The organism is Vibrio sp. 05-20-BW147 (genome assembly GCF_013369385.1).
Taxonomy (GTDB): domain Bacteria; phylum Pseudomonadota; class Gammaproteobacteria; order Enterobacterales; family Vibrionaceae; genus Vibrio; species Vibrio floridensis.
Window position 1 is genome coordinate 139,901 of record NZ_SZTO01000003.1, and the last position, 25,861, is coordinate 165,761.

21 protein-coding genes are annotated in these 25,861 nt (G+C 46.9%); 15 read left to right on the top strand and 6 right to left on the bottom strand.

Annotated elements, in window-relative coordinates:
* Positions 1 to 2: 2 nt before the first annotated feature.
* The 4 genes from FC652_RS03440 to FC652_RS03455 all read left to right on the top strand — a co-directional run bounded on the left by FC652_RS03440 (position 3) and on the right by FC652_RS03455 (position 4,797).
* Positions 3 to 1,118 carry an ABC transporter ATP-binding protein gene (locus FC652_RS03440; RefSeq protein WP_176297485.1) on the top strand — a complete coding sequence of 372 codons (1,116 nt, stop codon included), beginning with the start codon at positions 3 to 5 and terminating at the stop codon, positions 1,116 to 1,118.
* A 584-nt stretch (positions 1,119 to 1,702) separates the two neighbouring features.
* Positions 1,703 to 2,701: a TRAP transporter substrate-binding protein gene (locus tag FC652_RS03445; RefSeq protein ID WP_011078156.1), complete on the top strand. Its 999-nt coding sequence runs from the start codon at positions 1,703 to 1,705 to the stop codon at positions 2,699 to 2,701.
* 65 nt (positions 2,702 to 2,766) lie between these two features.
* Positions 2,767 to 3,432, top strand: coding sequence for a TRAP transporter small permease (locus tag FC652_RS03450; RefSeq protein ID WP_176297486.1), 666 nt, complete (start codon positions 2,767 to 2,769; stop codon positions 3,430 to 3,432).
* Between the two features lie 3 nt (positions 3,433 to 3,435).
* A complete protein-coding gene (locus FC652_RS03455) occupies positions 3,436 to 4,797 on the top strand; it encodes a TRAP transporter large permease (RefSeq protein WP_011078154.1) in 1,362 nt (453 codons plus the stop codon).
* Between the two features lie 67 nt (positions 4,798 to 4,864).
* Here FC652_RS03455 and FC652_RS03460 read toward each other — a convergent pair whose 3' ends face one another.
* Both FC652_RS03460 and FC652_RS03465 read right to left on the bottom strand, forming a co-directional pair.
* Positions 4,865 to 6,205, bottom strand: a complete 1,341-nt coding sequence (locus tag FC652_RS03460) for a sigma-54 dependent transcriptional regulator (RefSeq protein ID WP_176297487.1) — start codon at positions 6,203 to 6,205, stop codon at positions 4,865 to 4,867.
* Between the two features lies 1 nt (position 6,206).
* Positions 6,207 to 7,994 (bottom strand): ATP-binding protein, encoded by a 1,788-nt coding sequence (locus FC652_RS03465; RefSeq protein WP_176297488.1) that lies wholly within the window; start codon positions 7,992 to 7,994, stop codon positions 6,207 to 6,209.
* Between the two features lie 539 nt (positions 7,995 to 8,533).
* Here FC652_RS03465 and tig point away from each other — a divergent pair.
* The 7 genes from tig to FC652_RS03500 all read left to right on the top strand — a co-directional run bounded on the left by tig (position 8,534) and on the right by FC652_RS03500 (position 17,323).
* Entirely contained in the window at positions 8,534 to 9,832 is a 1,299-nt protein-coding gene (tig, locus tag FC652_RS03470) for a trigger factor (protein ID WP_176297489.1), read from the top strand.
* Positions 9,833 to 9,937: 105 nt separating this feature from the next.
* Complete coding sequence (gene clpP, locus FC652_RS03475; RefSeq protein WP_038939456.1) at positions 9,938 to 10,564, top strand: ATP-dependent Clp endopeptidase proteolytic subunit ClpP; 627 nt, start codon at positions 9,938 to 9,940, stop codon at positions 10,562 to 10,564.
* 70 nt (positions 10,565 to 10,634) lie between these two features.
* Positions 10,635 to 11,915 carry an ATP-dependent protease ATP-binding subunit ClpX gene (clpX, locus tag FC652_RS03480; RefSeq protein WP_176297490.1) on the top strand — a complete coding sequence of 427 codons (1,281 nt, stop codon included), beginning with the start codon at positions 10,635 to 10,637 and terminating at the stop codon, positions 11,913 to 11,915.
* Between the two features lie 118 nt (positions 11,916 to 12,033).
* On the top strand, positions 12,034 to 14,385 hold the full coding sequence (gene lon, locus FC652_RS03485) for an endopeptidase La (RefSeq protein WP_176297491.1): 2,352 nt from the start codon (positions 12,034 to 12,036) through the stop codon (positions 14,383 to 14,385).
* Positions 14,386 to 14,557: 172 nt separating this feature from the next.
* Complete coding sequence (locus FC652_RS03490) at positions 14,558 to 14,851, top strand: HU family DNA-binding protein (RefSeq protein WP_217904507.1); 294 nt, start codon at positions 14,558 to 14,560, stop codon at positions 14,849 to 14,851.
* 176 nt (positions 14,852 to 15,027) lie between these two features.
* Complete coding sequence (gene ppiD / locus FC652_RS03495; RefSeq protein ID WP_176297493.1) at positions 15,028 to 16,887, top strand: peptidylprolyl isomerase; 1,860 nt, start codon at positions 15,028 to 15,030, stop codon at positions 16,885 to 16,887.
* Positions 16,888 to 17,020: 133 nt separating this feature from the next.
* Positions 17,021 to 17,323 carry a ComEA family DNA-binding protein gene (locus FC652_RS03500; protein ID WP_176297494.1) on the top strand — a complete coding sequence of 101 codons (303 nt, stop codon included), beginning with the start codon at positions 17,021 to 17,023 and terminating at the stop codon, positions 17,321 to 17,323.
* 88 nt (positions 17,324 to 17,411) lie between these two features.
* Here FC652_RS03500 and rrtA read toward each other — a convergent pair whose 3' ends face one another.
* Positions 17,412 to 17,978 (bottom strand): rhombosortase, encoded by a 567-nt coding sequence (rrtA, locus tag FC652_RS03505; RefSeq protein WP_176297495.1) that lies wholly within the window; start codon positions 17,976 to 17,978, stop codon positions 17,412 to 17,414.
* A 3-nt stretch (positions 17,979 to 17,981) separates the two neighbouring features.
* Between rrtA and FC652_RS03510 the strand changes: the two genes are divergently transcribed.
* Positions 17,982 to 18,599 carry a tRNA-uridine aminocarboxypropyltransferase gene (locus tag FC652_RS03510; RefSeq protein ID WP_176297496.1) on the top strand — a complete coding sequence of 206 codons (618 nt, stop codon included), beginning with the start codon at positions 17,982 to 17,984 and terminating at the stop codon, positions 18,597 to 18,599.
* Here the strand turns inward: FC652_RS03510 and FC652_RS03515 are convergent.
* The 3 genes from FC652_RS03515 to FC652_RS03525 all read right to left on the bottom strand — a co-directional run bounded on the left by FC652_RS03515 (position 18,596) and on the right by FC652_RS03525 (position 21,814).
* Positions 18,596 to 19,915 (bottom strand): anti-phage deoxyguanosine triphosphatase, encoded by a 1,320-nt coding sequence (locus tag FC652_RS03515; RefSeq protein WP_176297497.1) that lies wholly within the window; start codon positions 19,913 to 19,915, stop codon positions 18,596 to 18,598. The genes FC652_RS03510 and FC652_RS03515 overlap by 4 nt on opposite strands.
* Positions 19,916 to 19,933: 18 nt before the next feature.
* Entirely contained in the window at positions 19,934 to 20,518 is a 585-nt protein-coding gene (gene yfbR / locus FC652_RS03520; RefSeq protein ID WP_176297498.1) for a 5'-deoxynucleotidase, read from the bottom strand.
* An 81-nt stretch (positions 20,519 to 20,599) separates the two neighbouring features.
* On the bottom strand, positions 20,600 to 21,814 hold the full coding sequence (locus tag FC652_RS03525) for a pyridoxal phosphate-dependent aminotransferase (protein ID WP_176297499.1): 1,215 nt from the start codon (positions 21,812 to 21,814) through the stop codon (positions 20,600 to 20,602).
* 232 nt (positions 21,815 to 22,046) lie between these two features.
* Between FC652_RS03525 and FC652_RS03530 the strand changes: the two genes are divergently transcribed.
* The 3 genes from FC652_RS03530 to menH are packed head-to-tail and all read left to right on the top strand — an operon-like array spanning position 22,047 to position 25,844.
* Positions 22,047 to 23,369, top strand: coding sequence for an isochorismate synthase MenF (locus FC652_RS03530; RefSeq protein WP_176297500.1), 1,323 nt, complete (start codon positions 22,047 to 22,049; stop codon positions 23,367 to 23,369).
* Positions 23,366 to 25,072, top strand: coding sequence for a 2-succinyl-5-enolpyruvyl-6-hydroxy-3-cyclohexene-1-carboxylic-acid synthase (menD, locus tag FC652_RS03535; RefSeq protein WP_176297501.1), 1,707 nt, complete (start codon positions 23,366 to 23,368; stop codon positions 25,070 to 25,072). Before FC652_RS03530 ends, menD begins: the two co-directional genes overlap by 4 nt.
* Positions 25,053 to 25,844, top strand: a complete 792-nt coding sequence (menH, locus tag FC652_RS03540) for a 2-succinyl-6-hydroxy-2,4-cyclohexadiene-1-carboxylate synthase (RefSeq protein ID WP_176297502.1) — start codon at positions 25,053 to 25,055, stop codon at positions 25,842 to 25,844. Before menD ends, menH begins: the two co-directional genes overlap by 20 nt.
* Positions 25,845 to 25,861: the final 17 nt, after the last annotated feature.

The following is a 25,861-nucleotide window of genomic DNA, read 5'->3' on the forward strand; positions in this document are numbered from 1 at the left end:
ACATGGCAACTCTAGAACTCAGACAGATCCGCAAAACCTACCCAAAAGCGGACCAAGAAACCTTAAAAGGCATTGATATCAGCATCGACTCTGGTGAGTTTCTCATCCTGGTGGGTCCGTCAGGGTGTGGTAAATCCACCTTGATGAACACCATTGCGGGGTTAGAAAACATTTCTTCCGGTGAAATTGTGATTGATGGTGTCGATGTAGCGCAAGTGGAACCGAAAGATCGCGACATCGCGATGGTGTTTCAGTCTTACGCGCTGTATCCCAATATGACGGTGCGCGGCAACATCGAATTTGGTTTGAAGATCCGAAAAATGCCGCAAAGCGAGATTGATGCGGAAGTGCAACGTGTGGCCGAAATGCTGCAAATTGACCACCTTTTGGATCGCAAACCGTCTCAGCTATCTGGTGGTCAGCGCCAGCGTGTGGCGATGGGGCGTGCATTAGCACGTCGTCCTAAGCTCTATCTGTTTGATGAGCCGCTTTCAAACCTGGATGCCAAATTGCGTGTGGAAATGCGCCATCAAATCAAACGGCTGCACCAAAAGCTCAATACCACCATCGTTTACGTAACCCACGATCAGATCGAGGCGATGACGCTGGCAGACCGTATTGCGGTGATGAAAGATGGCATCTTGCAGCAGCTCGGCACACCACAGGAGATCTACAATCAACCAGCGAACATGTTTGTGGCGGGCTTCATGGGGTCGCCGTCGATGAACTTTATTTCCACTATGGTCGATCTCAACAGTGAAGATCATCCAGTGATTAAGGTGAGTGGTGAGTGTGGTCAGGAGCATCACATCAAACTGCCTGCCTCCATGCGTGAGCAAGATGGCAAACGCGTGGTGATTGGTTTGCGTCCAGAGCACATTTCCGACAAGCCAAGCGATGATCAGAGCGCGTCGACGTGTTTGGATTTGAAACTGGAAGTGTTGGAACCGACAGGGCCAGACACGATTGCGATGATTAAAGTGAATCAACAGGAAGTGGCGTGTCGCCTCTCTCCTGAACTGCAAGCGAAGGCGGGGGAAAGTGCATCGCTCTACTTCGACTTGTCCAAAGCGGTCTATTTTGATGCCGAATCACAACAACGAATAGAGTTTCACTGATGAGGTAGGGTGAAACCCACAAGGGCGAAGCGTGTAGGGCGCGTTAGCCCATTATTTGCGTGTCCTCTATCGTGGCGATGCACATTATCACGGTGTCGCTGCGGCATGATCGGGGGAGAATGATCAAACCAAGCTTGCGGTTTGATGTGAGGGCACGCCTTCCTTATGACTTCTTTTCTGCATTCATCGGTCTTGAACCGCCTTTCCTTCTGTCAGAGACGCTTTCTTGTAATTGGTGTTCTTACTATCGGTTTTCCTACTATCGGTTTCCCTACCATCAGCTTTCCAGTCATCCGTTTTTCGACAATCCATTTTTCTACAATCCGTTTATCTTGCTTGCCATTCGAGCTCTAAAGATAAGGGACACACCCAAAGCGTTTGATACGAATGTGTCACTTTCCACCCTTTTGTTCTTAATAGATGTGTCATTTTCCACCCATTTTAAACGCTGTAACGGGGTGTTGCTCATGGTTTGTTTGCTTATCTATTTGAATATTATTTAGTTTTTTTATTGGTCTGGTTATTGCTCTAACAGAAGTATCGCACCCAAAGATGGGGCGGTTCGATTAACAAGGAGAAGAATAATGTTAAAGCCTCTAACCCTACTTGCTGCTTCCGTACTTGCTGTCACCAGTTTCAATGCGGCGGCCAACTGTGACCCAGGCGAGATCGTCATCAAGTTCAGCCACGTCACCAATACCGATAAGCACCCGAAAGGGATCGCGGCATCACTACTGGAAAAACGCGTGAACGAAGAGATGAACGGCAAAGCGTGTATGCAGGTTTACCCAAACTCAACACTGTACGATGACGACAAAGTGTTAGAAGCTATGCTAAACGGCGATGTTCAACTGGCAGCCCCTTCTCTTTCCAAGTTTGAAAAATTCACCAAGAAATATCGCATCTTTGACCTGCCATTCCTGTTTGAAGACGTCGACGCGGTTGACCGTTTCCAAAACTCAGACGCGGGCGTGAAGTTGAAAAATGCCATGAATCGTCGTGGTGTGCGTGGGTTAGAGTTCTGGCACAACGGCATGAAGCAAATTTCAGCCAGCAAGCCACTGATTTCGCCAGCGGACGCCAAAGGATTGAAATTCCGCGTGCAAGCCTCTGACGTGCTAGTCGCTCAGTTTGAACAACTGGGTGCGAACCCGCAAAAAATGTCCTTTGCCGAAGTGTACGGCGGGCTGCAAACTAAGGTTATTGATGGTCAGGAAAACACTTGGTCTAACATCTACGGTAAGAAATTCTTTGAAGTACAGGATGGTATTACTGAAACCAACCACGGCATTTTGGATTACCTAGTCGTGACCTCAAGCAAGTGGTGGGATGGCCTGCCTGCGGATGTGCGTGACCAGTTCGCGACCATCCTAAAAGAAGTGACAGAGCAACGTAACGCTGAGTCCAACAAGGTTGAGTTAGCCAACAAGCAGTACGTGATTGAAGCGGGTGGTGTGGTGCGCACCTTGACGCCAGAGCAACGTGAAGCGTGGGTAACGGCGTTGAAACCTGTTTGGAAGAAATTTGAGAAAGACATCGGTTCAGATCTGATTGATGCGGCATTGGCGTCAAACAAACAATAAATAAGAACGGGCTCTGACGGTCGAGTCAGAGCCCAGTTTTTAGCACAATAATGAGCGAATCGATTATGGAACAATCACTTTTGGCAAAAATTGGTCACTTCACCGATCGGGTAGAAGAAGGGCTAATTGCATTTTTCCTTGGTGCCATGACACTGCTGACTTTCGTCAATGTTGTGATGCGCTATCTCTTTAACGACAACATTCTATGGGCCCTTGAACTGACCGTATTTATGTTCGCGTGGATGGTGTTGGTCGGCGCGTCTTATGGTGTGAAGAAACACTTCCACATCGGTGTGGATGTGGTGATTGATAAAGCCCCACCACCGTTACGCAAAGTACTGGCCTTGGTGGCCGTCAGTTGTTGCTTAACCTTTTCTATTTTACTTTTGATTGGCTCTTGGAATTACTGGTACCCCTTTGCGACTGAGCGTGCTTGGTATGAAACCGACGATATCCCGATGCCTGAGATTTTTCAGTTTATGTCGGATTGGTTCAATGAAGGCGAAGCGTACGAGAAGATCCCCCGTTTTATTCCTTACATGGCACTTCCCGTTGGGATGGCGTTGCTGACGTTTCGTTTTTTGCAGGTCGCATGGCGAATTCTGACCGATCAACAAGATCGCATGATCGCGGGTCATGAGGCAGAAGAAGATCTTGAAGCATTGAAAGCGGAGATGGGTGATGCCGACGATTTGATGGGTGGTTCACGTCGTGATGGTAAGGAGCAGTAAGCGATGGATATTCTATTTTTATTTTTGTTAGTCATTGGCTTTATGCTGATTGGCGTGCCTATCGCGGTTTCTCTCGGCTTATCGAGCATTCTGTTTTTGATGTGGCACTCCGATGCGTCTTTGGCGTCGGTGGCGCAGACTTTATTTAATGCCTTTGAAGGCCATTACACCTTGTTGGCGATTCCGTTTTTTATCTTGGCATCCAGTTTTATGTCGACGGGTGGGGTAGCCAAACGCATCATTCGCTTTGCGATTGCCATGGTGGGTTGGTTTCGCGGTGGCCTAGCCATGGCCTCGGTGGTGGCATGTATGATGTTTGCCGCGCTGTCCGGCTCTTCTCCGGCTACCGTGGTGGCGATTGGTAGCATCGTTATCGCTGGGATGATCAAAAACGGTTACTCGAAAGAATTCGCGGCTGGGGTGATTTGTAATGCCGGGACACTGGGTATTTTGATCCCACCGTCGATTGTGATGGTCGTTTACTCTGCGGCAACCGATGTCTCGGTCGGTCGTATGTTCCTTGGTGGCGTGATCCCAGGGCTACTTGCCGGTCTTATGCTGATTGTGGCGATTTATATTGCAGCACGAATAAAAAATCTGCCTAAGCAGCCTTTTGTGGGTTGGTCAGAAGCCATCAACGCGGCAAAGGAAGCAAGTTGGGGATTGCTGTTGGTGGTGATCATCCTTGGTGGTATCTATGGGGGCATTTTTACCCCAACCGAAGCGGCTGCGGTGGCTGCCGTCTACTCATTCTTGATCGCTAACTTCGTTTATAAAGACATGGGGCCTTTTGCCGATAAGCAAAACCAACGTCCTGCGCTCGTGAAAGTGTTTGAAGCCTTCTTCCATAAAGACACCCAACATACGCTTTTCGAAGCAGGTAAGCTGACCATCATGTTGTTGTTTATCATTGCCAACGCATTGATTCTTAAACACGTGCTGACGGAAGAGCGCATTCCGCAAATGATCACAGAATCGATGTTGTCAGCGGGGCTTGGTCCCATCACCTTCTTGATTGTGGTTAACGTATTGCTGCTGATTGGCGGTCAGTTTATGGAACCGTCAGGTCTACTGATCATCGTGGCTCCGTTAGTCTTCCCCATTGCCATTGCGTTAGGCATCGACCCGATTCACTTGGGCATCATCATGGTGGTGAACATGGAAATCGGCATGATCACACCGCCTGTCGGGCTCAATTTATTCGTCACCGCAGGGGTGGCAAAAATGTCGATGATGAATGTGGTCAAAGCCGCATTGCCTTGGGTGGCGGTGATGTTCCTCTTCCTCATTATTGTCACGTACGTTCCTTGGGTATCGACTTGGCTACCAACCACACTGATGGGGCCGGAGATCATTACCAAGTAACGTTTTTCCTCTGAGCCACCCACTAGTAGGCGTGGGTGGCTTGGTCTTTCGGCCTCGGTGCGAAGCATCATGACTTGTAGTTTTCTTTATCTAAACCATAGCGCTGCATTTTGTCATACAGGGTTTTTCTCGCCACTTGCAGCTTATCCATCGTCTCTTTGATGCTGCCACCACATTCCATCAGCGTCTGCTCGATGACGCTTTTTTCAAACTCGGCCACTTGGTCAGAGAGCGCATAATGCACTGTTGTGCTTGCGGGTGTCTCGCCGAGCTGCGCCAACTTGCCAAGCAAGATGTATCGCTCAGCCGCATTGCGCAGTTCTCGCACATTGCCTGGCCAATTGTGAGCTAACAGCTGCTGTAAATCGCTGGCAGAGAGCGCAGGGACGGTTTTTGCGTAACGAGCCGCCGCCACCAGTAAAAAGTGGTGAAAGAGGGCGGCGATGTCTTCTTTTCGTTCCCGAAGAGGCGGCAAGTTGAGGGTCACCACATTGAGACGATAGTAGAGATCCTGACGAAACTCACCGCTGGCTGCCGCTTGTTTGAGGTCAACCTTAGTGGCGGCAATAATGCGCACATCCAAAGGCAGCAACTGATTGGACCCGACGCGTTCAATCACGCGCTCTTGCAACACTCGCAACAAGCGGATTTGTGCTTGCATTGGCATCGATTCAATTTCATCGAGAAACAGCGTTCCCCCCTGAGCAAATTCGAATTTCCCAATGCGTTGACTGTCTGCGCCAGTGAACGCGCCTTTTTCGTGGCCATATAGTTCACTTTCAATCAGGTTCTCAGGGATAGCCCCGCAATTGAGGGCGACAAAATTTTTCTCACGACGAGCACTTTGTTCATGAATAGAACGGGCAATCAACTCTTTGCCAGTGCCAGTTTCGCCAAACAGCAGAATATCGGCTTGGGTGTCAGCGATGTGACTGATGGTTGCTCTTAATTCTTGGATGGAGGGCGTTTCACCAATGATTCTCGGCCCAAGGGTTTTGCTCGCTTTAAGCGATTGTCGCAGAAGCTGGTTTTCATTGGTTAATTGACGTTTTTCAATCGCTCGTTTAACGGTTTCGACCAAGTGTTCCGGGGAAAAGGGCTTTTCAATAAAATCGTAGGCGCCACTGTGCAGGGCTTTCACCGCCATCGAGATGTCGCCATGACCGGTGATCATAATGACGGGCAGCTCTTTATCTCTGTGAATCAAGGTATTGAGTAAATCCATTCCTGAGATCCCAGGCAAGCAGATGTCGGTGATCACTACGCCGGGTGCCTGCTGCTCTTTCATCGCCAGTAACGCGCTTTCTGCATCGGCGAAAAAACGAGTGTCAATGTCAGCAAGTTCAAAACTCTGCTCAATGGCGAGCCTTAAATCGGATTCGTCGTCAATAAAATAAACCAAGCACATATCAGACCTCGCTTGTTGTGGTAGGCAGTGAGACGGTGAATCGAGCGCCACCTAATGGACTGTGGTTGACCATCAGCTTCCCTTTCATACCAGTAAGGATTTGTTGTGAGATGGAAAGACCGAGCCCTAAGCCATTTTTCTTGGTGGTATGGAAAGGCTCACACAGTTGTTGAAATTGCGCAGGCTCAATCCCCGGCCCATTATCATCAATGTGGATGTTGACGTTTTGAGAAGAGTCTATCTCCACCACTAGGTTCAGACGTTTTTCTTCGCACCCTTCCATCGCTTCAATCGCATTCGTGATGAGATTGATGAGAACCTGTTCAAGCTGAATCACGTTAATAACAACCAATATTTCTTGTTCGGGATAGTGCGTATTCAGCTGAACCCGAGCCGATTTTAGAGCGGGTTTCATCAGTTCGTTGGCTGATATTAAAATCGGAATCAGTTTTGCTTCGACCAGTTCATCACCGTTGGATTTTCGTGCGAAAGAGCGCAGTTGTTGGCTAATCTTTGCCATTCTTTCGGTCAAAGCGGAAATGCGACTGAGATTCTCATCGACCCGAAGGTACTTCTCTTTTTCTAAAAAGAGTCTTCCGTTATCGGCAAAACTGCGAATAGCCGCCAATGGATTGTTGAGCTCGTGGCTGATACTCGCCGACATCTGTCCAAGCACGGCCAGTTTTGCTGCTTGGATTAACTCATCTTGGGTAAGCCGCAATGCTTGTTCGGTCTTGGTTCGTTGAGCGATCTCCGCTTGCAGTTCGGCGGTACGCTCCATGACTTGAAACTCAAGCTTTTGTTTTGCTTCTTGCTGCAGCTGCTCAATCTGTTTGTGCTTTTGCTGACGATGGTAATAGAGTTGGCCGAGTAGGAAAATAACCGCAAATACCAAGGTTTCGACCAAAAGTAAGCTGAAGGTGGTAAAAACCAAGTTGTGTTTTGCAGAAAGTACCCGAATGGTGAGGTCCAAATTGCGAAGTGGGAGCGAAGAAACAATCATGGTTCCGGCACTATAAGGGCTGCCTTGTTTGATCTCGCTTTGTGGTGAGTGTAAGTCACCGACAAAATTGAGCGAATCAATGGTTCGGTCTAAATATTGTTGGGAATTACGAATTTGTTGAAGCTGCTGCTCAGTTTTTGGGGTTAGGCTTTTAAACAGCCAAGAGGGTTCACTCGACATAAATACGATCTGATTTTCATCGTTAGCGACAAAAATGCTGCGTTTTTCCTGCCAGTTATCCTCAATCGATATTAGGTCCATCTTGACCACAACCACGCCAATAATGGCCCCAGCGTAAGTGACGGGGAAAGAGTAGTAATATCCGCGTTGCCCTGATGTGGATCCAAGGGCGAAGTACTGGCTGCGTTTACCGATGATCGCCTGTTTAAAATAAGGTCGAAAAGCAAAGTTCCTACCCACAAATGAGCGATCAATATTCCAGTTGCTTGCGGCAATGGTATTTCCGTATTCGTCAATAAGGTAAGTGTCTGCCGCTTGAATGATCTGATTAACCTCTTCGAGGTAACGATTGGTAATATCAATTTGCGCACTGTTTTGAGGGTGCAACAGCGCTTCTATCAGCGGTGCATCTTTGGCGATGAGCTGAGGGATATGGGCAAACTTGTCGAGTTTATTTTGAATGTGGCTGGCAAATCGTTCTAGCTGCGACCGGTGTTGTTGGGTCAACGATTGATAGCTCTTGTTCCAAATAAAATGACCGCTCACGGCCATACAAATGAAATAGAAGACAATAAACAGCAACACAATACGAGTGCGTTGAGACATCCCATTTCTCCTAGCTAGCAAGTGCAAACCCAAACAACACAAACATTGAAGCGGTGGTGATTCAAACATCACGGGCTCAATGATGTTATCGGTTTGTAGGAAAGAGTGGCGAAAAAGATCTCAACTCTGTGGGGCAAAACAAGAGCAAGATCTCTTTTTACGCTTTTCAATAAAAAAAGCTGTCGATTCTCTTGAAAAACTCGTTATTGTCCCAATCTTAGTTGCTAACCGCCAAATTGCGACATGAATTCGAGATTTTAGGACAGACATTGCGCACATAGTGGTGATCGGCTCGACAGGGTTAGATCAGATCGTTAGAATGTCGCGTCTGAAATTTTGTCCTGAGACTAATAGGAGATACCTTTGGTGTTAGCCGAAGATATCACTGATTAGTCTGGTTTCACTTTGAAACCAAAACTCGATTTTAAAATAGGTGTTCGTTAAGAACACAGACAAGGATGCAGCCGTATTCGTTTGCTCTGGCACTCGTTAGGCTCATATGCTCAGTGAAACTGAGCCATTTTTGAGGTTTATATATAATGCAAGTTACTGTTGAAACGCTAGAGGGCCTAGAGCGCCGTCTGAATATTACTGTTCCTGCTGCTAACATCGAAGATGCAGTTACAGCTGAACTACGCAACATCGCTAAAAACCGTCGTTTCGATGGTTTCCGTAAAGGCAAAGTGCCAATGAAGATGGTTGCGAAAATGTACGGCAAAGCAGTACGTCAAGACATCCTAGGTGAAGTGATGCAACGCCACTTCATCGAAGCGATCATCAAAGAGAAGATCAACCCAGCGGGCGCGCCAACGTTTGCTCCTGTGGAAAACAAAGAAGGCACGGATCTAGTATTCAACGCAACTTTCGAAGTTTACCCAGAAGTTGAACTAAAAGGTCTAGAAAACATCACTGTTGAAAAACCAGCAGTTGAAGTGAAAGACGCTGACGTTGAAGAGATGATCGAAACTCTACGTAAGCAACAAGCGACTTGGGCTGAAGTTGAAGAAGCAGCTGAAGCTGGTAAGCGCGTAAGCATCGATTTCGTAGGTTCTATCGACGGTGAAGAGTTTGAAGGCGGTAAAGCTGAGAACTTCCCACTAGAAATGGGCGCAGGCCGTATGATCCCTGGCTTCGAAGACGGTATCGAAGGCAAAACTAAGGGCATGGAATTCGAAATCGACGTAACATTCCCAGAAGATTACCACGCTGAAAACCTAAAAGGTAAAGCTGCGAAATTCGCTATCAAAGTGAACAAAGTGGAAGCACGTCAACTACCTGAACTTAACGACGAATTCGTTGCTAAATTTGGCGTAGCAGAAGGCGGTATCGACGCACTTAAAGCGGAAGTTCGCAAGAACATGGAGCGTGAGCTTAAGCAAGCGGTTAAAAACCGTATCAAAGAGCAAGCGATCGACGGTCTTGTAAAAGAGAACGAAATCGACGTGCCTGCTGCGCTTATCGACCAAGAAATCAATGTTCTACGTCAGCAAGCAGCACAACGCTTCGGTGGTAACGTTGAAGCAGCAATGCAGCTTCCTCGTGAACTGTTTGAAGAGCAAGCGAAACGCCGCGTAGTTGTTGGTCTACTTCTAGGTGAAGTGATCAAAGCTCACGAGCTAAAAGTTGATGAAGAGAAAGTGAAAGCTATCATCACTGAAATGGCGACTGCTTACGAAGATCCAACAGAAGTTGTGACTTACTACGAGCAAAACGAACAGCTAATGAACAACATGCGTAACGTTGCTCTAGAAGAACAAGCTATCGACGCGATCATTGCTAAAGCTCAGGTTTCTGAAAAAGAAGTTAGCTTCAACGAGCTAATGAACCAACCAGCTTAATAAGCAATATCTTGCGTAGAAGGTTGACTAAACGTTAACTATTCTGCTAACAATGGTCCGTATGATATTTATCATCCGGGCCATTTATTTTAGGGACATAAGAATATGAGCTACCAAGAAAAAAATGCAATGTCGCCAATTATCGACGCACTAGTACCAATGGTGGTTGAACAAACTTCCCGTGGTGAACGTTCTTACGATATTTATTCGCGTTTGCTTAAAGAGCGAGTGATTTTCCTAACGGGTCAAGTTGAAGACCACATGGCAAACCTTGTCGTGGCTCAGCTACTTTTCCTAGAATCTGAGAATCCAGACAAAGATATTTTCTTATATATCAACTCACCAGGTGGCAGCGTGACAGCAGGTATGTCAATCTATGACACCATGCAGTTCATCAAACCAAACGTGAGTACGGTGTGTATGGGTCAAGCATGTTCAATGGGTGCGTTCCTATTGGCAGGAGGTGCGCCAGGCAAGCGTTATGTTTTGCCGAACTCACGTGTGATGATTCACCAGCCATTAGGTGGCTTCCAAGGCCAAGCTTCCGACATTCAAATTCATGCTCAGGAAATTCTTACTATCAAGACAAAACTGAACAAGTTGTTGGCGGAGCACACTGGCCAACCATTGGAAGTGATTGAGCGTGATACTGATCGCGATAACTTTATGTCGGCAGATCAGGCTGTAGAATACGGTTTGGTGGACGCAGTTTTGACTCATCGCAATGCTTAATTAGCCTGCGCAAACTGATTCAAATTGTTATACACTCAAACATAAAGAGTAAAGGCTAAGAGGTTAGCGAATGACAGACAAAAGCAAAGAGAGTGGTAGCGGTAAGTTGCTTTACTGCTCTTTCTGCGGCAAAAGCCAGCACGAAGTTCGCAAGCTAATCGCTGGTCCATCCGTTTACATCTGTGATGAATGTGTCGACTTATGCAACGACATCATCCGTGAAGAGATCAAAGATGTGCTACCAAAACGTGAATCTGAAGCGTTGCCAACGCCTCGTGAGATTCGTGCACATCTTGATGACTATGTAATCGGTCAAGACCATGCGAAGAAAGTGCTCGCGGTTGCGGTATATAACCACTACAAGCGTTTACGTAATGGTGATACAACCAGCGATGGTGTTGAACTTGGTAAGAGTAATATCTTGCTGATTGGTCCAACTGGTAGCGGTAAAACGTTATTGGCTGAAACCTTGGCACGTTTTCTTGACGTACCCTTCACCATGGCAGACGCAACCACGCTGACAGAAGCGGGTTATGTGGGCGAAGATGTTGAAAACATCATTCAAAAACTGCTGCAAAAATGTGATTACGACGTAGCGAAAGCAGAGCGTGGTATTGTGTATATCGATGAAATCGACAAGATTTCTCGTAAAGCAGAAAACCCCTCTATTACTCGTGACGTTTCTGGTGAAGGCGTTCAGCAAGCGCTGCTTAAACTGGTTGAAGGTACGATTGCTTCAGTGCCACCTCAAGGTGGTCGTAAGCATCCTCAGCAAGAGTTTTTGCAAGTGGATACGTCAAAGATCCTCTTTATCTGTGGTGGTGCGTTTGCCGGCCTAGATAAAGTGATCGAACAACGTGTAGCAACAGGTACCGGCATTGGTTTTGGCGCGGAAGTCCGCTCTAAAGACGAAAGCAAAACAGTGGGCGAGCTGTTCACTCAGGTAGAACCAGAAGATCTTGTGAAATATGGTTTGATTCCTGAGTTTATCGGTCGTCTACCAGTGACCGCTTCGTTGACCGAGTTGGACGAAGAAGCATTAATTCAGATTCTTTGCCAACCGAAAAACGCGCTAACGAAGCAATATGCAGCACTGTTTGAACTGGAAGGTGCGGATCTTGAGTTCAGAGAAGATGCGCTAAAAGCGATCGCGAAAAAAGCGATGGAGCGTAAAACAGGTGCTCGTGGCTTGCGTTCGATTTTGGAAGGCGTACTACTAGAAACCATGTATGAACTGCCATCGATGGACGACGTGAGCAAAGTTGTCATTGATGAATCGGTGATTAATGGTGAATCAGAGCCGCTTTTGATTTACACCAACAGCGACAGTCAAGCAGCTTGCGCTGAGTAAATTTTATGATGGCAATGAAAGGAGGTAAGGAATTACCTCCTTTTTTATTTTCTTTTATTGAATCCAAATAATTAGCCCCCATATACTGCTCATAATAGTAAGTGGAAGAGAGAATTATATGAACTTGGAACGTTCCGAGCGTATCGAGATCCCCGTACTACCTCTACGAGATGTGGTGGTTTACCCACATATGGTTATTCCGTTGTTTGTTGGCCGTGAAAAGTCGATCAGTTGCTTAGAATCGGCAATGGAGGCTAACAAGCAAGTGTTGCTTGTCGCGCAAAAACAAGCAGATACAGATGAACCCACAGTCAACGACTTGTTTGAAGTAGGCACGGTAGCCACGATTCTGCAATTGCTTAAACTGCCAGATGGTACGGTGAAAGTACTGGTTGAAGGTCAACAGCGCGCCAAAATTACCCAATTTAAAGAGAGTGACTTCTTTTTAGCGGAAGCGGAGTTTATCGTCACTCCTGAGCTGGATGAACGCGAGCAAGAAGTGATTGTTCGTAGCGCCATTAGCCAATTCGAAGGCTTCATCAAACTCAATAAGAAGATCCCACCAGAAGTGCTGACTTCCCTTGGTGGTATTGATGAAGCGGCACGCCTTGCAGATACCATTGCTGCCCATATGCCACTGAAGTTAGCGGATAAGCAGCAAGTCCTTGAAACTGTAGATATTACCGAGCGTCTAGAGTTCCTAATGGGACAAATGGAATCAGAAATTGACATTCTGCAGGTTGAAAAGCGTATCCGTAATCGCGTTAAAAAGCAGATGGAAAAATCTCAGCGCGAGTACTATCTGAATGAGCAAATGAAAGCGATTCAGAAAGAGCTTGGCGAATCTGAAGATGGCGTAGACGAGTTTGAAGCGCTCAAACAAAAGATTGATTCGGCTAAAATGCCGAAAGAAGCGCGAGAAAAAACCGAACAAGAACTGCAAAAGCTGAAGATGATGTCACCGATGTCAGCGGAAGCGACAGTCGTGCGCAGCTACATTGATTGGATGGTCAATGTACCTTGGCACAAGCGTTCAAAAGTGAAAAAGGACCTCGCAAAAGCGGAAGAGATCCTTAACGAAGATCACTATGGTTTGGAACGTGTCAAAGACCGCATTCTTGAATACTTGGCGGTGCAAAATCGTATCAACAAGCTAAAAGGCCCGATCCTGTGCCTTGTTGGACCTCCGGGTGTTGGTAAAACCTCATTAGGTCGTTCAATTGCCGCAGCAACAGGTCGTCAATATGTGCGTATGGCGCTTGGTGGCGTACGTGATGAAGCCGAGATCCGTGGTCATCGCCGCACTTACATCGGTTCATTACCTGGTAAGTTGATCCAAAAAATGGCCAAAGTTGGCGTGAAGAACCCACTATTTTTGTTAGATGAAATCGACAAAATGTCATCTGACATGCGTGGTGATCCTGCGTCTGCATTACTTGAAGTGCTGGACCCAGAACAGAACAACTCGTTCAACGATCACTACTTAGAAGTGGATTACGATCTGTCTGATGTGATGTTTGTTGCAACGTCTAACTCAATGAACATTCCTGGACCTCTATTGGATCGTATGGAAGTGATCCGTCTTTCTGGTTACACAGAAGATGAAAAGCTCAATATTGCTAAACGTCACCTTGTGGCGAAGCAGGTAGAGCGTAATGGTCTAAAACCACATGAAATCGTTATTGAAGATTCTGCCATCACGGGCATCATCCGCTTCTACACACGTGAAGCAGGTGTACGTAGCCTTGAGCGTGAGATTTCGAAAATCTGTCGTAAAGCAGTGAAGAACATTCTGCTGAAGCCAGAGCTTAAGTCAGTGACGGTTAACATCGAAAACTTGAAAGAGTATCTAGGTGTTCAACGTTTTGACTATGGTAAAGCGGATGACAGCAACCGAGTAGGTCAAGTGACAGGTCTTGCGTGGACGGAAGTCGGTGGCGATTTGCTGACGATTGAGACTGAGGCGATGCCGGGTAAAGGTAAACTGACCCAAACTGGCTCACTGGGTGACGTGATGCAGGAGTCGATTCAAGCGGCCATGACGGTTGTACGTTCTCGTGCAGAAAAGCTGGGCATCAATTCTGACTTCTATGAGAAGAAAGACATCCATGTCCATGTGCCTGAAGGGGCAACACCAAAAGATGGCCCAAGTGCCGGTATTGCGATGTGCACGGCGTTAGTCTCTAGCTTAACGGGTAATCCTGTCAAAGCAGAGGTCGCCATGACAGGTGAAATCACACTACGTGGTGAAGTGTTACCAATCGGCGGTCTAAAAGAGAAGTTGTTGGCTGCACATCGTGGTGGTATCACGACGGTACTTATTCCGAAGGACAATGAGCGTGACCTAGAAGAAATTCCAGACAACGTTATCGCTGATTTGAAAGTCATTCCAGTTCAATGGATTGATGAAGTTTTGAAAGTTGCACTTGAGCGAGACCCGACTGGGGTAGAGTTTGACGCTAAAAAATAGTGATGTGTAGCAAAAATAAGTAAAAGTTTACGCTGATAGGTTCGAAAAGGCTTGTCAGCGTTTTTTTTGGGCGCTAAGTTAGAGCTCGATGGCTGCCAGCCCTTTTAAGATAAGGCTTGGCGCTAATTTTTAGTATTAATGGAACGAAAGTCATCTAAAAAAATAATCACAGATGGCACAAAGGGGAATGACAGTGAACAAAACTCAACTAGTAGAATCAATCGCTGCAAAAGCGGACATTTCTAAGGCGTCAGCTGGTCGTGCACTTGATGCATTGATTGAAGCCGTGAGCGATACTCTTCAGTCTGGTGACCAAGTTGCTCTAGTTGGTTTCGGTACTTTCAGCGTGCGCACTCGCGCAGCTCGTACAGGCCGTAACCCTAAGACTGGTGAAGAGATCCAAATCGCAGAAGCGAAAGTACCATCTTTCAAAGCAGGTAAAGCTCTTAAAGACGCTTGTAACTAATCGCAATAGCGTGAATTTTGTTCAATCAAACCCGTTTGAACACGATTTTGCGATGTGAAAGCCGAACTTTTTTAAATTATGCGCATCCTACTGATGCGCATTTCTTTTTTCTGGTATTATCGCGTGATTACATTTCAAGAGAAGCATTGGCTTCATGAGTGGAGAGCAGTTTAGTTATGATGGATCGATTGCGCGAAGGCGTGAATAGCATCGCGGTTAAAATTATCCTAGGATTGATCATCCTATCGTTTGTTTTTGCTGGTGTTGGTAGCTATATCGTGGGTGGTAGTAGCAACACAGCTGCCAAAGTTGGCAATATGGAAATTGGTCGTGGTGAGTTTGAAATGGCTTACCAAAACGAGCGTAATCGTATGCAGTCGCAACTAGGAGATTACTTTTCTCAACTCCTTGCTGACCCTGCTTACGTAGAGTCTTTCCGTAAATCTGTTCTTGACCAAATGATCAACGATGTTTTGTTGGATCAGCATGCAGAGTCATTAGGTTTGCGTATTAGTGACGCGCAAGTAAGAACCTTGATTCTTGCGATGCCAGAGTTCCAGCAAGATGGCAAGTTCAATCAAGATATCTACCAAGCAACATTGCGTCGAGCAGGATATTCTCCAGATTCGTTTGCGGAATATATGCGCCGTCAGCTAATTCGCTCTCAACTCTTAGATGCATTGCAGACCAGCGAGTTCATACTACCTGGCGAAGTAGATTCAGAAGGCAAACTATTTACGCAAACCCGCGATGTACGTTCAATCGTCCTGAATATCGATGAGTTCGCGGACAAGGCTGAGCTCAACGAAGAAGACATTCAGCAGTATTACGATGCGAACAAGGCTCGTTTTACTCGCCCAGAGCAGGTGAAAGTCTCTTACATTGAACTGGCTGCAGAATCTCTGAAAAAACAAGTTGCGGTCTCTGATGAAGAAGTGAAACAGTATTACCAAGAGCATCTGGATAAATACTCTTCAGAAGAGCAGCGTCGAGTGGCTCATATCCTCATTGAGGGTGATGACCAAGTTAAAGCGCAAGCGATTTTAGACGAGTTGAACGCCGGTGCGGATTTCGCGGCACTAGCTCAAGAGAAATCAGACGATTTTGGCAGTGCTGATAACGGTGGTGAACTGGGTTGGGTTGAACGTGATGTGATGGATCCTGCGTTTGAAGAAGCGGCGTTTGCGCTAAAAAATGTTGGTGATGTAACAGGCTTGGTGAAGTCTGACTTCGGCTACCACATCATCAAACTCGAAGAGCTAAAAGAACCTGTTGTGAAACCGTTCGATGCAGTGTCGGCTCAAATTAAGCAAGAAATGGTGGATCAAAAAGCGATCGACATGTTCTATGACTTACAAAGTGAGCTAGAGAAAGTGGCGTTTGAGTATCCTGACTCACTTGATCAAGCTTCAAAAGTCATTGGTCAAGAAGTGAAGCATACAGACTTTATTTCTCAAGTCGATGCACCTGAATTATTGCGTACACCAGCGGTAGCACAAGCGATTGTGAGCCCAGAAGTGAAGCTTGATGGATTGAACTCGGAAGCGATTGAAGTTGCACCAGAGCACATCATCGTCGTTCGCGTAGATGACGCTCGTGATGAAACCGTGCTTCCTTTGGTCGAGGTTCAGGCTCAAGTGGCTGCCGAGTTATCTCGCGTAAAAGGTGAGCAACAGGCGCTTGAAACGGCGACTGAAGTGGTTAAAGCTCTGCAAAACGGCAACAATGCAATCTTGGTAGAAAAAGGCTTATCATTTGGCGATCTTGAGAAGATTGACCGTCGTTCACCGCTTGCTCAAACCGTCTTTGCGATGGCGAAACCTGAGCAGGGTGCAGCGGTTTACGCTCAAAGCAAAGACATGGTGGGCAATATCGTAGTTGTCGCGCTAGAGAACGTTGAAGAGAGCCTAGAACCGACACTCGCTTCACAGATCTCAGTACAGCTGCAACGTGTTTCTGCCCAACGTGACCTAAGTGCGGTGGTGTCAGTTCTTCGTGCTAATACCGATATTGAGTACTTTGTTGTGAGTAACTAATCAATTCAATATGAAATTGATATGTCACGTTAAACAGGCCGCATCAGCGGCCTGTTTTATTTTTGTAAGTGCTCGCTTTTTAGCCTTGGTTGTCTTAGGTATAAATCCTTGAACACATCACAAGGAAACGACTATGAAACGTGTAATAACTCTTTTCGTCCTGGTTTTGGCTTTTGCCTGCCCATCGGTAGCACTGGCTGAGGGAACATCGAAATCGGCTGAACAATATGAAGGTATCGAAATCACGGTGAACATCAATACTGCAAGTGCAGAAGAGATAGCCACTATGCTAAAAGGTATTGGTGTCAAAAAAGCGCAGCAGATCGTCGAGTATCGCGAGGCAAATGGACCGTTCAAAGCGATTGATGAGCTGGCGTTGGTCAAAGGAATTGGCAAGTCGACGATTGAGAAGAATCACTCGCGAATTAAGTTGTAGAGACGCTCATTTACCCCAAGACGAGCCGTTGTAGCGTAATATACGTGAGCTCGGTATCAATGAACAAAGCTGACTCTGTCAGCTTTGTTCATTTTATGGCTTTCCACTTTAGCGCGACGAGCTGGTAGAGCGGGCTGAATATTGCCAGTAGCAGTCCTGCGATCATGCCACTAAGGTGTGCTTCGATGGCGACTCTCGCACCGATCAACTCGCTGGTACTGCTTGATGCACCCATCCAATGTTCCCAAGCGACTTTTCCTATCACGCCCACAACTAGGAGCCAACTGCTCCTTCGGCCATTCACTGCTTCCGTTAGTGCGAAGTAAGCGAATAAACCGTGTAATGTTCCAGAAAGGCCAAGATAAATCTGCATGTCAGTTGAGAGATTTGCGAGACCAACAAGGATGCTGACGGCGATTAGCAGCAACAATACTATGTTCCAAGCGGGTTTGAATAAGTGGGTAATGACCCAAAGCCCGGCGAGGTTCATTAATAGGTGAGGGTAGTTGGTGTGCGTAAAGTTTCCTGATAGGATCCGCCACCATTCTCCCTCATTTATGGCTTGTCGATGCCACTCCGTCCACTCAGACAGAAGTGGCTGTTGGAGCAGCAAGCAAATGACACTGGTTATTGTCAGGACTAGCGTAAGGTTCACATTATGTCTCGATATTGTTCTCAATGTGGTAAAGCGAAAAAAGCGTGTATTTGTCAGTGGATAGAATCTCTTGCCTCAGATGTGGAACTTATCATTCTACAGCATCCGAGTGAAGAGCTGAGACCGCTTGGTACCGCGAGAATTCTCGATTTGTCGCTGGAGAGCTGCCAGCTGTTAATCGGTGAAGATTTTTCCACGCATTCACTACTTAACCAACTGCTTGCGGATGATCGTTATCAACACTGGTTGTTGTTTCCTAGTGAGCAGGCAGTAGAGGTTGAAGAAGTGGCGCGTTCACTAACGGCGAACGGCAAAGTTCCACGGATCATTTTACTTGATGGAACATGGAAGAAAGCGTACAAAATGTGGCAAGTTTCTGAGAACTTACAAGGTTTGCCCTGCGTGAAGTTGCCCCAGGGGTTGAGTGGCAATTATCGGATTCGTAAGTCTCCGAGTGAGAATGCCCTATCCACAGTCGAAGCCGGCTTTCATATTCTGCGCTATCTGCAGCCTCAGGGTGACTTCAGCGCTTTAATTACGGCATTCGACAAAATGATTGAATTTCAAATTGCACAAATGCCGCCAGGTGTGTTTGAACAGAATTATCTCGACAAATCCTAGTGGTGTGACGAGAAAAGTTGTTGATGTAAACGCTGTGCATGGCCATCGGTCATTGAAGAAATGTAATCGGCGATGACACGCATTTTGGATGTTTCATCGCTGACCGCTTCCCATGTTGCACGCGTGGTTATGGGCAATAGTCGTTGTGGATCTGCACTGAGCGCTTCAAACAAATCCATAATGATCTGTTGTCCCTTATACTCGACAATTTGAACCTGAGGAATTTGAATCACATACTGGCTGACAAAGTGCTTCAAAATCGACAGTGCTTTCTCCATGCCGATATCGAGATAGGCATTAAAGGCCAACAGTGGACTTTCAAATTCACCGTCGACGGGCTTAACGTCGATGCTGGTGAGTAGTGCGTTAACCATGCCGCCAATGGCATCTTTGCGTTGATGATGCTGGCCACTAAATAACATCTCGCCAATGGAACTAATGTGTTTTTCAAACCATGGGTCACCACAATCGGCTAACTGACTCGCTGCACCTTCTTGCCATTGGCTACGTGTGACGAGTCCAAGCACAATGGCATCTTCAAGATCATGCACGCCATAAGCAATATCATCAGCCAGCTCCATAATCGAACAATCGAGCGATTTATAACGCGTTTTTCGATGAGATAAGGCGTCGTGGGGGCAATCCCGCATTGCGTTCAGCTGTTGTTTATCGGTTTCACTTAATGGTGCTAGTACCCAGTCAAATAGGGCTTTATCGCAATCATAAATGCCTTTTGCGGGGCTCCACTGCTTGGCTTTGATTTGACGTTGATGGACCGCTGCTGCAGGTTGCTGAGGTGCTCGAGTTTGGCTGATCAGGGCGGGGTATTTGATTAAACCCAGCAGCGTTCTTCTCGATAAGTTCATCCCGAAATGTTCAGTGTAAGGCTCTAATTGCGTCACGATACGAAACGTTTGAGCGTTGCCTTCAAAGCCGCCATGGTTGCGCATCATATAATTGAGCGCAATTTCACCGCCATGGCCATAAGGTGGATGGCCGATATCATGTGCTAGGCATAGTGCATCAATGAGGCTATCACTCGGCAATAGATCGCGAAAAATAGGCTGTTTTTTCTTTATTTGAGCGACGATACCTGTGCCGAGCTGCGCAGCTTCTAGAGAGTGCGTCAAACGTGTGCGATGGAAGTCCTCTAAGCTATTGCCATGCACTTGCGTTTTAGCTTGCAGACGGCGAAAAGCCGCGGAATGAAGAATTCGTGCTCGATCGCGTTGAAAAGGGCTGCGATGATCATCACGACGAATCTTATGTTCGTCATCATGGCGTTCAAGCCACTGAGGGCTAATGGTTAATGACACAATACTTCTCCAAAGTCGTTAACTGATTTCGTCCAACGAGAGCTCAAAACTGGGGGCAAAGGTATGGAGAAAATACTCCATTTCTGGTGTTTTTCGCTCAGCCAAAGTGATGTCGAGGCGTTTTTTGGCCAGTGCAAACTCGTGGTTGCCTGCACTGAGCTCTTCGAGACATTTCAAGTAGGCGCAAATAGAGTCTGCCTGTTTAACCAATTGCGCTTCTTCTTCCGACGTCTGTTGGGAAATGACAAACGGTCGAAAATCTTCTTGAAATTCTTCTGGCAGCATGGAGAGCAGTTTTTGCTCGGCAGCGGCTTCGATTTTTTTGTATTCCTTGGCAATGTCTGGGTTGTAGTATTTTACTGGAGTAGGGAGATCTCCCGTGAGTACTTCACTGCTATCGTGGTACATCGCTAAAACAGCGACACGTTCAGGATTGATATTGCCAGCAAATTTTTTGTTCTTGATCAGTGCTAGAGCATGAGCTACGAAGGCGACTTGCAAACTATGCTCGGAGACGTTTTCGCTAGAGACCGAACGCATCAGCGGCCAGCGTTGAATTAGCTTCATACGAGCCAAATGAGCGAAAAAATGGCTTTCTTGCACGATAGTCACCTCAAAACGCAGTTAGAAAAAAGGTGTTCCAATAGGAACACCTTTAAGCATATGAAAGTTTTACACTAATTACTACTGACGATAACTGTGTAAGAAGCGTTCAAAGCGCCCAATCGCGGTTTCGAGATCTTCGATGTGTGGTAGAGTGACAATGCGGAAGTGATCTGGTTTTGGCCAGTTAAAGCCAGTGCCTTGTACAAGGAGCACTTTTTCTTGAACCAGAAAATCGTAAACCATCTTTTGGTCATCTTTAATGTTGTATTTTTTCGCGTCGATCTTAGGGAAAAGATACATTGCGCCTTTCGGTTTCACACATGAAACGCCAGGGACTTGGTTGATCAGCTCCCAAGCGCGATCACGTTGCTCCAATAAACGACCGCCAGGTAAGATCAATTCATTGATGCTCTGATAGCCCCCCAAGGCAGTTTGAATCGCGTGTTGCATTGGTACGTTAGCGCACAGGCGCATCGAAGCCAGCATGTCCAAACCGTTAACATAGCCTTGCGCTAAATGTTTTGGTCCGGTCATAAACATCCAACCACCGCGGAAACCACAAACACGATAGGCTTTTGAGAGGCCATTAAAGGTCATCACCAGCACATCATCCGTTAAGGTCGCGACTGAGGTGTGAACCGCTCCGTCGTACAACACCTTGTCGTAGATTTCATCGGCGAAAATCATCAGCTTGTGTTGACGCGCGATCTCGATCACTTCCAGTAGAAAATCGCGGCTGTAGACGGCACCCGTTGGGTTGTTTGGGTTGATAAGCACAATACCACGAGTTTTGGGCGTGATCTTCTTGCGCATGTCGTCAAGGTCAGGATACCAGTCTGCTTGTTCGTCACATAAATAATGTACTGCCTTACCACCAGAAAGTGCGACGGCAGCTGTCCATAGTGGATAGTCTGGTGCTGGGACCAGCATCTCGTCACCGTTGTTAAGCAATGCTTGCATGGCCATTACGATCAGTTCAGAAACACCGTTACCAATGTAAACGTCTTCCACATCGAGAGAGCGAATCCCTTTGCGCTGATAATGCTGAACAACGGCCTTACGCGCTGAATAGATGCCTTTAGAATCACAGTAACCTTGCGACGTAGGCAGGTTGCGAATCACATCGACCAAAATTTCATCAGGGGCGTCAAAGCCAAATGGGGCGGGGTTTCCAATATTTAGCTTAAGGATTTTATGCCCCTCTTCCTCCATGCGCTTAGCATGTTTGAGTACCGGCCCCCTGATGTCATAGCAGACATTGTCGAGTTTTGACGACATCCCAATATTTTGCATTGTACAATTCCTGAAAATTTGTAAATTTCTTTATTTAAGGATACTAAATTGACATTTTTTAGAATAAAAATCTACACAAAAGTCAAAATTAGATCTGTGTCGCTATCTTATTGGTGAAACTATTGATGGTAAGGTACGTCTGTTATCACAGGATTCTGCAAAAGATCGCACACAACCTTGATTTGATCTGGGTCTATCAATAGAGTAACCGCAGTTATTCTTTATCCTCTAAATGTTCGAGGTTGTTTTGTCACATTTCCATCAAGCCATAACTACTCTCATTGAACGTGTCAAAAATGCCAAGGATGACGAGACTCGTCTGGTCGAGCTTTTAACTACAAAACCTACATTTGCGTTCATTGACTGGCTTGAAGCCCAGCCGGTTTTTCCCAAATTTTATTGGCAATCACGCGATACCCGAGAAGAAGTTGTTGCATTAGGACAGTTGCACACTTTTGTTGACCCTGGGCCAGCTTACGCCATTTTGTCCCCAGGACAGCGTGTCTGGGGAGGACGATCCTTTGATGGAAGTAGCGAAAAGAACCGTCGCTGTATGCCTTCTTTTTTCTTTTTACCTCAAGTGGAACTGATTCGTTTAGACGACAAATGGTCGCTTGCGGTGAACGTCGCGGGTGATAAGTCTCGAGTTCTTGCCTCTTTAAAGAAGCTAACATCCGACGCCAAGTTGTTAGTGCCACTCACCGCTCATATTCAATGCATCGAGCACATCCCTGAACGAGCGGGGTGGTGTGACTTGGTGAGCAAAGTGCTTGAAGGTATTGAGTCGGACGCATTTAAAAAAGTGGTTCTGGCACGTAAAACAACGGTGCATTTAGACTCTGCGCTGTGCGCGGCGCAGTTGCTTAAGGCAAGTTATCTGCAAAATCACCACAGTTTTCACTTTATGCTGAGTCTCGACAGTAAACACAGTTTCATCGGCTCAACACCAGAGAGACTTTACTTGCGTCAAGGGCAAGAGTTGTATACCGAAGCATTGGCGGGCACCATTGGTCGTGGCCACAACGCTACGCAAGATATGGAACTGGCCAGTTGGCTTTCACAGGATGTCAAAAATCTGAATGAAAACCAGTATGTGGTTGACGATATCGTTGATCGCCTTACACCTCATGCTGCGAGTGTAGAGGTTGAGTCTGAAGCGCGTTTAGTGCGCCTGCGTAAAGTTCAGCATCTGAAGCGCAATATTCATGCTCAGTTGAAGGCGGGAGTCAATGGCGTTCAACTGCTCTCGGCTTTACAACCAACCGCGGCGGTTGCAGGATTGCCTCGTCAAGAGTCCATGCAGTTTATTGTTGACAATGAACCGTTTGCGCGCGGCTGGTACGCAGGTTCTGTGGGTTACATCAGTCATGAAAAAGCGGAGTTTTGTGTCGCTATTCGCAGCGCTTTGATTGTTGATGATTCCCTTCAGCTCTTTGCTGGCGCCGGTATTGTGCCGGGCTCGATTGCAGAACACGAGTGGAGTGAGTTAGATAAAAAGATGTCGACTTTACTCTCCCTCATTTCGGAAAACCCGCCATTAGGAGTGGCTTCATGAGTCACGATCAAGCCGTATTAAATCGGATTTGGTGTGAAACACTGCTTGAGGAGCTCTATCGTCACGGTGTTCGAGATGTGTGTGTTGCGCCGGGTTCGCGTTCCACCCCATTAACCTTAGAGGCCAATGCGCATCCTGATCTCAAACTGCATACACATTTTGACGAAAGAGGGCTCGGTTTTCTGGCGTTGGGTTTAGCGAAAGCCAGTGAACGTCCAGTCGCGGTGGTGGTGACTTCTGGCACTGCTGTCGCAAACTTGTTACCTGCCGTTGCCGAGGCGGGTTTGACGGGAGAGAAACTGGTGCTGCTCACCGCAGACCGACCGATAGAACGTGTGGGATGCGGGGCCAATCAAGCTATCGCACAACAAGGTATTTTTTCGTCACACGTGAGTGGTTCGTTAAACCTCCCAAGCCCAACGTTGCAAACACCTTTGAGCTGGCTACTCACCTCGGTGGATCAATTGATGCAGCAGCAGGTGAGTTCCGGTCACGCTGTGCACATTAATTGTCCGTTCCCTGAGCCACTCTATTCTTCACAGGAGAAATCGATTTACCAATCGTATCTGGATACTGTTGCAGCGTGGAGAATGAACGAAGAAACCTACTGTCAACAAGTGACGATGCCAAGCGCGGTAACAATTGCTGCGCAAGAAGTGGAAAATCGCAAGGGGCTTGTGATTATTGGTAGTGTGCCACGCGATCAAGCTCTACACGCCTATCGATTTGCTCAGTTAATGGGATGGCCAGTGCTCTGTGACCCTCAATCGGGGTTGACATCCTCATGGAGTGGTTTTGATATTTGGCTACAGAATGCCAGCGCGGCGTCATGGTTATCGCAAACCGATTTGGTGGTGCAATTTGGTAGCAGAATCGTTTCCAAACGTTTGAACCATTGGCTAGAGAAACAAATTTCGCCTGAGTGTGACTATTGGTATGTCTCTGAACAACGATATCGCAACAACCAAGCGCATTTGCCTCAGCGACACTATGTTTGTCGAGCTGAGCTTTGGGTTTGCACGCTACTGAGTGATGGGGTCCCGGCATCCTTGTTTTCAGGATGGGGTGATGAGCTAACAAGATTTAGTTCTGGCGTGATGGCTTGTGCAAACGACATTTCGATGCAGTCGCTCTCCGAGTTAGCGATTGCTCACCAACTCGCGAAAATGCTCGGGTCGGCAGACCTGTTTTTGGGCAATAGTCTCTTTGTTCGCTTGGTCGATATGGTGGCCCAGTTGCAGAAAGTTGAGGTTTTTTCCAACCGAGGCGCATCAGGTATCGATGGTTTGTTTGCGACCGCTTGTGGCGTGCAACGTGCGAGGAAAAAGCCAATGCTACTGATGATTGGCGATACCTCTGCGCTCTACGATCTTAATTCTTTAGCACTCTATACGCATTTAACAACACCGGTCGTCATTATTGTTACCAACAACGATGGTGGCGCGATTTTCGATTTGTTACCTGTCCCTGAACAGCAGAAACAAGCGCTTTATCAAATGCCGCATGGATACCAGTTTGAATATGCCGCCAAACAGTTTGGGCTTGCTTACCGGCAACCTGATAGTTGGTCTGCACTGCATTCTATCGTCAATACTCACTTTGAGTCGGGTAGTGGGACACTGTTGGTGGAAGTGATTACGCCGCCAAACCAAGCGTCACAGCACATTAAACAATTGGCTGATCATGTCCGTGCTCTCGTTTAATTATCTGCAAGGCAATGGTGATGACCGTTCGCCCGTGTTGGTATTTCTGCACGGATTATTGGGCAGTGCGGAAGATTGGCGTGCCACGCGATGTTCACTCAAAGCGTATCCAACCCTAACGATTGACCTTGCAGGGCATGGCCAAAGTGTTGGCATTGCCCCAAGTTGTGCTGCGGAGAGTGCAGAGCAAGTGGCGACGGTGATTGAGCAGCAATTGGCCCAACGCCCATGTATTCTCATTGGTTATTCAATGGGAGGCCGAATTGTCATGCAGGGGCTTGTTGAGAACGCCTTTGCCGCACTGAATCTACGCGGAGCTTTGATTGAAGGCGGCAATTTTGGTTTAGTCAGTGAGCAAGAAAAGCAGCAACGCTGGATCAGTGATAGCCATTGGGCGAAGCGATTTCGTGAAGAGCCCATTGAACAGGTATTAGCCGATTGGTATCAGCAAGGGGTATTTTCTTCACTAAACCATGCGCAAAAACAAACCTTGATAGCAAAACGAAGTGCTAATCTTGGTGCGTCAGTCGCGGAGATGCTATTAGCCACTTCTTTGGCGAAGCAACCGAATCTTTTGCCTCAGTTGCAACGCTCTAGCGTGCCTTTGCACTATGTATGCGGCGAAAAAGACACAAAATTTCAAGAACTAGCGAGGCAGAGTGGCTTGTCCTGCTCGATAGTTGACAATGCGGGCCACAATGTCCATCAAGAGCAGCCTAACGCTTTTGCTGACATCGTCCGTGCGTTTATTCATTCGGTTTATCAACGATAAACACATTAGAACAATGG